Annotated in this window: 7 protein-coding genes; 3 read left to right on the forward strand and 4 right to left on the reverse strand. The window is 52.6% G+C overall.

Annotated elements, in window-relative coordinates; all coding sequences use genetic code 11:
* Nucleotides 1-30: 30 nt before the first annotated feature.
* The gene (locus ALB80_RS21125; protein ID WP_050606087.1) at nucleotides 31-1,647 is read left to right on the forward strand and encodes a hypothetical protein; all 1,617 of its coding nucleotides are present in this window, start codon (nucleotides 31-33) and stop codon (nucleotides 1,645-1,647) included.
* On the opposite strand, the gene ALB80_RS21130 is transcribed toward ALB80_RS21125, so the two are convergent.
* Both ALB80_RS21130 and ALB80_RS21135 read right to left on the reverse strand, forming a co-directional pair.
* Nucleotides 1,648-3,240, reverse strand: coding sequence for a trypsin-like peptidase domain-containing protein (locus ALB80_RS21130; protein ID WP_083445420.1), 1,593 nt, complete (start codon nucleotides 3,238-3,240; stop codon nucleotides 1,648-1,650).
* A 220-nt stretch (nucleotides 3,241-3,460) separates the two neighbouring features.
* Nucleotides 3,461-3,880, reverse strand: a complete 420-nt coding sequence (locus ALB80_RS21135) for an Hsp20/alpha crystallin family protein (RefSeq protein ID WP_172677933.1) — start codon at nucleotides 3,878-3,880, stop codon at nucleotides 3,461-3,463.
* Between the two features lie 364 nt (nucleotides 3,881-4,244).
* Between ALB80_RS21135 and ALB80_RS21140 the strand changes: the two genes are divergently transcribed.
* Together ALB80_RS21140 and ALB80_RS21145 are read left to right on the forward strand one after the other, a co-directional pair.
* The gene (locus tag ALB80_RS21140; RefSeq protein ID WP_050606090.1) at nucleotides 4,245-5,549 is read left to right on the forward strand and encodes a ferredoxin reductase family protein; all 1,305 of its coding nucleotides are present in this window, start codon (nucleotides 4,245-4,247) and stop codon (nucleotides 5,547-5,549) included.
* Nucleotides 5,550-5,885: 336 nt separating this feature from the next.
* Nucleotides 5,886-6,431 carry a flavodoxin domain-containing protein gene (locus tag ALB80_RS21145; RefSeq protein WP_050606091.1) on the forward strand — a complete coding sequence of 182 codons (546 nt, stop codon included), beginning with the start codon at nucleotides 5,886-5,888 and terminating at the stop codon, nucleotides 6,429-6,431.
* Between the two features lie 99 nt (nucleotides 6,432-6,530).
* Here ALB80_RS21145 and ALB80_RS21150 read toward each other — a convergent pair whose 3' ends face one another.
* Together ALB80_RS21150 and ALB80_RS21155 are read right to left on the reverse strand one after the other, a co-directional pair.
* On the reverse strand, nucleotides 6,531-7,376 hold the full coding sequence (locus tag ALB80_RS21150; protein ID WP_050606092.1) for a universal stress protein: 846 nt from the start codon (nucleotides 7,374-7,376) through the stop codon (nucleotides 6,531-6,533).
* An 88-nt stretch (nucleotides 7,377-7,464) separates the two neighbouring features.
* Nucleotides 7,465-7,842: a nuclear transport factor 2 family protein gene (locus ALB80_RS21155; RefSeq protein WP_157054302.1), complete on the reverse strand. Its 378-nt coding sequence runs from the start codon at nucleotides 7,840-7,842 to the stop codon at nucleotides 7,465-7,467.
* Nucleotides 7,843-8,152: the final 310 nt, after the last annotated feature.

The following is an 8,152-nucleotide window of genomic DNA, read 5'->3' on the forward strand; positions in this document are numbered from 1 at the left end:
CCCAAAGGCCTCAACGAGCTGCCATGGCATATGACGACTGACCAAACTTCCATAGGATCAAAACTTTCGGCCTGGTGGCATAGAACGTTTGTGGATCTGGTTCAGCAGCTGCAATGGTCCTATCTGCCGCCATTGATGGTCTATTTTGCGGCCGGCGTGTCCGGCCTGACCTCGGTCGTTGGCGCTTTTTTCCTTAAAGACTACCTCGATTTATCCGCCTCTTTCGTTGCAGGACTCGCGTTTTGGGCTGGTATCCCGTGGATACTCAAAATGCCGCTTGGCCATGTCGTGGACCTGTTTTGGCGATGGAAGTCCCTGCTGATCTTGTTCGGCGCATCCCTGATCACGTTGTCTTTGCTAACCATGTACGGCCTCGTGACCGCACCTGTGCAGATGTCCAGTTTCATGCCACTGGAAGACTGGTATGTTGTTGCCTTGCTCTTGTCGCCTTCGGGCTATGCCATTCAGGACGTTGTTGCCGACGCCATGACGGTTGAGGCGGTGCCAAAGGTTGACCCAAACGGCCTACCATTTTCGCCTGAAGAAGCCCGTGCTCAGCACACGACGATGCAAACCTTGGGCAGAGTCTCGATCATTTCCGGGTTTGCAGCGGTTGCGGCTGTAAACATCTGGATTTTCTCTGGAACCGAAGAGCTGCAAAAATCCGATCGCCTTGCGCTTTATGGTCAAGTTTACCTGATAGCTCTGGCCATTCCCATTTTGTCCGTCAGCGGGATCGCCCTTCACAGCTTGATCCAACGGCAGCGCATACGACGGGGCCATCCGCCGCACATGCCGGATGAAGCCACCGAAGTCAGATGGTCCATATTGCTCGGCGGCCTCGCATTCGTGGTTTTCAGCATCGTGCTGGGAACCGCCGATTTTGAATTTGCGCAAGAAACAGTCTTTGCGGTTTCTCTAACGGTGATCCTTTACCTTATGTCGCGTCTGCTGAAAGAGCTGGAATCGGCCCAAGCCAAAGCACTGATCGGGACAGCGACAATCATTTTTGTGTTTCGCGCTGTGCCTCTACCGGGACCAGGCCTGACTTGGTTTGAAATCGACGAACTGGGGTTCGATGAGCAGTTTCTGGCAATCCTGGCTTTGCTAACTTCGTTGCTGGCGTTGCTCGGACTAATCGTTCTTCGACCATTTATGACCAATCGCTCCATTGCACAGGTTGTGGTATTACTGACAATCGCCGCGGGCGTGCTCGCCCTGCCCAACCTTGCCCTCTACTACGGTGTGCATGAATGGACGGCGGCGCATACCGGCGGAGTTGTCGACGCAAGGTTCATTGCCATTCTTGATGCAGCTGTTGAATCGCCGCTTGGGCAGATTGCCATGGTCCCGATGTTGGCTTGGATCGCACGCAACGCCCCAGTTCAGTTGAAAGCGACTTTTTTTGCGGTGATGGCATCGTTCACAAACATGGCATTGTCGGCCAGCAGCCTCAGCACCAAGTACCTCAACCAGACATACGTCGTCACACGCGCTGTCACCAACCCTGGGACCGGAGAGGTCACGTCGACTGCGGACTATAGTCAACTTGGGTACTTGCTGATCTTCGTGGCCCTGATCTCAGTGGTCGTTCCACTGGCCACAGTGTTCTTTATTCAAAACTCGCGTTTCCGAACAAGCGAGTGATCACTGGCTTTCCACCTCTCCCAGCAGAACTCTGAGATGTGAGACCGGGACGCCGATGTTTGAACCACCAAACTCGGGCAGGATCGCAGCATTGATGGCAACCACCTCGCCCCGCCGATTCAATGCTGGCCCTCCACTCCCACCGGTCGTAGTCTCAGCGTCATAAACGATGGCGCTCCCACTCGTCCGCGCAACGATCCCCCGGCTTGCTAGCGGGTGAATCTTGCTTTGAGCGGAAAGCCGGGACGCTATCGACCAAAAGTTCATCGTTCCTTCTGCCTCCAGTTGCTCTAGAAAGCCCGGACCAGCCTGCGCGATCAAAGCTTTCAAACCCGTTGGATATCCCAACAGATAAAGCTCTTCACCGACGCGCGACGTGGCATCCGCCAAAGGAATGCCGAGGTCCTGAACGCGGCTTGGCTCAACTGCCAAAATCGCCAAGTCTGCCGCTTCACTGAACCGGACCAAACGCGCCTCTATTGGTTTCGTCTGATCAGGCAAATAGGCCAGCAGCCTCAACATCTCTGGCTCAAGACCAGCGTCACTCAGCGCTTTCTCTCGGTTCCCCGAGGTCCAGGGCAAAGCGACATGGCGGTTGGTTGCCATCAATGGCACCCCAGCAATCAAAAACCCTGTTCCGGTGAACTGAAATTCTGCAGGTTCGCCGGTCCCGTCCGGTTCTATCCAAGGCTGGCCAAACGGGGTCCTCTGGTTTTCTCCGTTCAGTCCCAAAACGTGCCGCAATATCTTCCCGCTTTCCACGTGGCGCAATCCGTAAGCCCCCTGAAGGAAAGCTACAGATCGAGTGGAGGCAGCTATCACCCGTGTGGGTGCCCCCGCCCGTTGCTCCAAGGTTCCAAGACGCTGCTCGGTCGACAAAACCTGGTTCTCAAAAGCGTCACGCAACGAAGCCAAGTCATCAGGCGTAAGTGCATCTTCTCGCGTCTGAGCAAGCATAACCGCGACTGCTTCGATCTTGCGGGACTCCTGTTCGATACTATCCGCCAAGCGCCGGTCGTTTTGGTAAAGTAGGTAACCAAACCCCGCGATCACAAGAAGCGTTGCAAGTACTGTGATCCTGAAAAATATCGTGGTCTGAGACGCAAGCCGCCGCCCACTATCGCGCAGGGCACCAGACATCTTTTTGGCGAAGGGTCGACGGCTCGTTCGGGTGTAAGCATATGCGTCACTGAGGATATCTTCGACTGTGTGGTGTGCGGGAAATGAGTGATCGCACAACCTGTATCGAGACATAGGGCCCTTTTCGCCAAACTCGATCATGTCGCCGTGCCTCAGAGACACCGATGAGGCATTTTGCCCGTTTACCCATACGTTGCGCCCTGCTGACGTGGTTATCGTGTAACCTTCGTCAGCCCACTGTAGGGTGGCAATATCGTTATCATGGGGAGGCCGGTCATCTTTAGGTCGAAGGCTTAGCACCCTGCCATCATCAACAGAAACAGTTAGGGCTTTATCGACAAGCCAGTTCACGTTTCCCCGCGATGGACCTGTCAGGCTCTCCAGAAAGGCCCGCACCTCACCTTCACCAGCATTTCCTGAGGATGTAATGCTACTCGCTTCTGGTTTTTGCATTATGGCCCCCTATCCAAACGCGTGAGGGCATTCTACCACGCTGCAACACCAAACCCATGGCCTGGTGCGAATGTACAAAAAACGCATTTTTATAAACACTTGCGATGTCTGCCCGGATTCAACCAAAAAACATCTTTCAGGCCGCAGCTCAAAGAAGGCCGATCAATGATCGACCCTCTGCTTTGGCATTTTCAAGCCTCGTATCGAGCCAACTGACCGTCTATTTCGACGATACCTTGATCTTACGGCTTGGATCCTGAGGCTCAGTCTTCGGCATTTCGATATGCAGAACGCCTTTGTCGAATGTTGCTGAAATCTTGTCGATTTCCACAGTGTCTGGCAGCGACATGGCTCTGGAAAAGCTGCCATAGCTTCTTTCGCTGACACGCAGGTCGCCCGTTTCATCATGCGCAATCTTCTTCTGACCGCGTAGGATTAACCTGCGATCCTTGATTTCAATTTCCACATCATCCTCTTCGAGCCCAGGCAATTCAGCCGTCAGGACAATCGCAGAATCCGTTTCTTGGACATCGATTGCCGGTGAAATCGCACCTGTCATGTCAAGAGACGGAAAACCCGTGCGTTGCGCAGCCGTTTCCATTGGTAGGAAAGGTGATCCTCCCCCCAAAAAACGCGACATCAGGGTTTCCATTTCACGCCGAAAGTTGTCGGAGAGCGGATGCGTTCCAGTGAAAAGTTGCGGGGACTTTTTGTCTTCTAGCATTTTTTGAGCCTCCTCCTTTGGTCTGATTTCGCGCGCGCAACATTATGACAGAAAACGCGGTCAAGGACCTTGATCTTGCGCAAGCATACAACCTCATCCGTCGCCAGATCGCTCGCACCGGTTGAACGAACAGAAAAGGGAACCGTCGTCCAACAGACTTGCCAGGTCGTGCTGGAGTTAACACCAATCTCAGTAGTCTTGATCGGAACCCCAGGTCAGCTTAGCGTTTATTCTAAATGAGCCCGAGTTGCCTACCTTTAGCGCAGTGGAGCAAAACCGTATGAAATGGCCTTATCTGGCGCTGATTTACGTTTTGCTGATCTTGGCTCCCTTGGGTTTTTCTTTGTCTCTGGGATGGCCACCGCGATCATTTCATCAAGAGCTCGCGTCCGGGCTTGGAATGCTTGCGTTTTCAATAATCTTAGTCGAGTTCCTGCTGTCTGGCCGGTTCAGGTTCATCTCTTCCGGCTTAGGTATGGATGTGACTATGCGGGTGCATCAGTTGATGGCGCGGACAGCACTTGGCTTTGCACTGATACACCCGCTTCTGTATCAGGGTACACCTTCTGGCGGACGCCGCCCGTGGGATGAAACACACCAACTTACGATTTCGACCGACTTTTCAGCTCAGGTATCGGGCATCGGCGCTTATTTTTTACTGTTCATTTTGGTCGCCTCGGCAATTGCCCGTAATTCCCTTGATTACAAGTACGAGACATGGCGCCTCTTACACGGGCTGGGAGCCTTGGTGATTGCGTGCCTGCTGTTGCACCACACAGTCTATGCTGGGCGCTACGGTGGGCATCCGCTCTTGACGTATATCTGGCTTGCCCTGACCAGTATTGCAGTAGGAACTTTACTGTATGTCTATCTCGTTCGCCCATTGCTTAAGAGGAAAAGGCCGTGGCGCGTCACGTCTGTGTCTCGACTAACACCGAGGCAATGGGAGTTACGCATCAAGCCAGATGGTCACAACGGGCTAACCTTCGAAGCAGGGCAGTTTGCTTGGCTAAATGTCGGCCACAGTACCTTCTCGCTGCACGAGAATCCATTCTCAATTAGTTCAGCACCAGCCGAAGGCCCCGAAGTTTCATTCGTGATAAAGGAGCTTGGGGATTTCACATGCGGTCTCGGTCAGATCGCTCCGCAAACCCCGGTCTATCTGGATGCTCCACACGGAAATCTGTCGATCAGCCAACGCCTTGAGAAAGGTATTGTTCTGATCGCAGGTGGTGTCGGGATCGCGCCGATATTAAGCATTTTGCGTCAGGTAAGGTTGAGCGGAACACAGCACGATCTCAAGCTTATCTATGGCAACCGGGTGGAAGAGCAGATTGTTTATCTCCAGGAGTTGTCCAAAGAAAAAACCGTATTTGTTCTAACCGAACCGCCAAAGGATTGGCGCGGCGAAACAGGTTTGATCGACGGTCCCCTGTTGGACCGCAATTTATCTTCCAAGCAATTTGAGAGCTGGCTTTTTGTTCTTTGCGGCCCCCCTGCCATGATGAACGCCGTCGAAGATCATCTGATCGCTCGGGGCACCGCGTCACACCGGATTTTGTCTGAAAGGTTTGACTATGATTAGATTGCTCAGAAACTTGCCCGCCCGCCAACAAGTGAAGGTCACGGTGTGGTGCATCAGTTTTATAATCCTCGTCGCTGTCTTGGCCTTTTCTTTAAGGTAGCAAAACAAGCCATTGGGTCATGGCCAGTTTCAAAAATTGTCAGCCAAAAAGGTCGATTTGCTTCGAGATGTAGGTCGTCGCGAACTTCCTTAAAACATGCTCTACGTGGACAGCAAAAGCGTACTACAACTCTCCCGATACGCTCCCAAGTAACGACTTTGATGGAGATCAAGGGCAAAGCACGCCACTTATTCATAATCAGCAATCTATTCAGACCGATTTATGGGAGGATCGGAATGACCGTACTCATCGCCTTCGCTACAGTCGAAGGCCAGACAGCAAAGATTGCGCGCTTCATCAGCAGTGTCGCGAAGAATGCCGGTTTCAACGCAAAGCTGATCAATACCGATGAAATGTCCAGCCACGTATCGCTTGACGATGTGGTCAAGGTTGTTCTTCTGGCCCCTGTCCACGAGCGTAGGCACCCCGAGTCATTCGAGGCTTTTGTCGCTTCAAATAGAGATGCCCTAATGAAACGAAAGTCTCTCGTGCTTTCCATCGGTCTAAAAGCTGCTTTCGCGTCAGGTCGAGAAGAAGCGCGCGACTATCTCAACGAAATGCTAATGCGAACAGGTTTTGAACCAAATGAGACGGCGTTGGTCGCAGGCGCGGTGAGGCCGGAAAACTACGGGTATTTTGAGAGGGAGATCCTTGAGCACGTTGTCTTGCTCGGTCGAAAAATCGATCCACGAGATGGGGCGCAGGAGTTCACTAACTGGGATGAACTGACGTCAATTATGATAGATTTTCTTGGCGGAATCGGTCCGGCAAATCAGCTTTAACCTCAAGCGAGCACCCAATAACAACTGGCTGTTCCCGTATTAACCGATGAACGTATAGAGCTACCTATCCCAGCAAATCACAGTCGCCAGTTCTGTTCATCAGTGTCCGAACAGCACTGGCAACCTTGTCTGCTCCAACATTGCTTGCGTCGTTCCCCCAAATACCGACTGACGCAAATGGGAATGCCCGTAAGCGCCCATAACAACGAGGTCGGCCCCCGATTCTCTTGCTCGTTCTTGAATGCAGTGTTCAATTGAATTCCCGCCGCACGGGAACTGCGACACGGTCACGGTGCAACCGTGATGGCTGAGCCATCCAGCTAGGTCAGTTCCGGGCACTTGACCTTCTACGTCATCAGGCGGCGGCAAATCAAAACACCCAATCACAACTTCGTTGGCCTCCAGAAGAATGGGTAAAGCTAAATGCGCAGCCCTAGACGCAGGCAGGCTATCATTCCATGCCATGAAAATGCAGTCGCGTTGGGCAAGCGGATCTCCATTTATCATCAGGGCGACCGGTGAATGGAACAATACTCCGTACGCGATCTTATGAAACAAATCGGGTTCTTTTCGCAACTCAGCGTCTAGAAAGGCGATATCAGAGCTATTGGCTTGGCCAGCCACAAGATGCTGTAACTCTGTTCCAGATCCCATAAAGGTAATTACAATTGCAGATACGCCCTGCCCTACCAGAAGCGCTTCAACTTCGGTGGCGCGGGACTTCAAGGCGGCATTTTTTACGTCAAGAACATCCAACCAGTTTGAAGGGAGACCCGCCTCAACGAACCTGTTTGATCCATACTTTAGATACGGCAGGTTGGGTAAAGCCGCAATCAATACACAAATCAAGTGGCCGTTCTGGATGCGGGCAGTTTCAGCGCATTCCAAAATCGACGCGTCGTCAGCATCAACTCCTACATAATATGCCACTGTTCTGTGTCGCATTCCCGACCTCCGTCCGGAATTTCACTTCGCCCAAGAGCCGTGCGCACTGATTAAACCAACGAATAGAAGATGTTGTCAGTCGCTCTTCTTACTTCGGCAGCATGAAGAACTCTTCCAGCACAATCTTGCCGTCCGCCACCGAATACAAAGCGATCTCGCGCAGGGAAATGCGCTCACCCGTAGACTTCTGAATCACTTCAGCCCTGAAACGCACTCCAAAGCGGTTGGGTGGTTGGACGTAGGGACCATCCACGTCGAGTTCCTGGATTTCGTGCGATGCCAACCAATCCTCTCTTTTTCCCTTGATGGCTTCTCGCCCCTTTGAAACGCGGAATTGTCGAACCGGAGGCACGACTGCCTCTATCGACTGTGCGTTTTCGGCATACATTTCATCAACACTTCCAAGGCCCCTGCGCTCACGCATGGCCTGGACGAAGGATCTACCGATTTCAATTAACTCTTCCATGAATCCCCCCTGAGTTACCATTGAGTGTACCACTTCTTGCCCGCTCAAATCTTGACACGGATCAATGAGCACAAGGGGAAATGCAATGAGGCCGATTCGTACTCAACTCTGCTCAGCCAGAAGTAACAAACTTAATACCGCGCCACATTCGCATCAATCTGCAGGAAAGGCGGACAGCGTCAGCGCGCTAGTGTCGCCGTTGCTATTTGCCCTCTTCCGTAGCGCCGCAGTAGCACCGGGCGTGGATTCCCTAAAAACAGAAAGCGCCCCTTGGGGCGCTAAGTGCTTGATATTCGAGCTAGAATTTTGG

This window comes from Ruegeria sp. 6PALISEP08 (genome assembly GCF_001238295.1).
Classification (GTDB): Bacteria; Pseudomonadota; Alphaproteobacteria; order Rhodobacterales; family Rhodobacteraceae; genus Ruegeria.

Bases quoted from the DNA above. Each gene is read 5' to 3' on its own strand.
- ALB80_RS21125 (WP_050606087.1), top strand. From the start codon at position 31: ATGACGACTGACCAAACTTCCATAGGATCAAAACTTTCGGCCTGGTGG.
- ALB80_RS21130 (WP_083445420.1), bottom strand. From the start codon at position 3,240: ATGCAAAAACCAGAAGCGAGTAGCATTACATCCTCAGGAAATGCTGGT.
- ALB80_RS21135 (WP_172677933.1), bottom strand. From the start codon at position 3,880: ATGTCGCGTTTTTTGGGGGGAGGATCACCTTTCCTACCAATGGAAACG.
- ALB80_RS21140 (WP_050606090.1), top strand. From the start codon at position 4,245: ATGAAATGGCCTTATCTGGCGCTGATTTACGTTTTGCTGATCTTGGCT.
- ALB80_RS21145 (WP_050606091.1), top strand. From the start codon at position 5,886: ATGACCGTACTCATCGCCTTCGCTACAGTCGAAGGCCAGACAGCAAAG.
- ALB80_RS21150 (WP_050606092.1), bottom strand. From the start codon at position 7,376: ATGCGACACAGAACAGTGGCATATTATGTAGGAGTTGATGCTGACGAC.
- ALB80_RS21155 (WP_157054302.1), bottom strand. From the start codon at position 7,842: ATGGAAGAGTTAATTGAAATCGGTAGATCCTTCGTCCAGGCCATGCGT.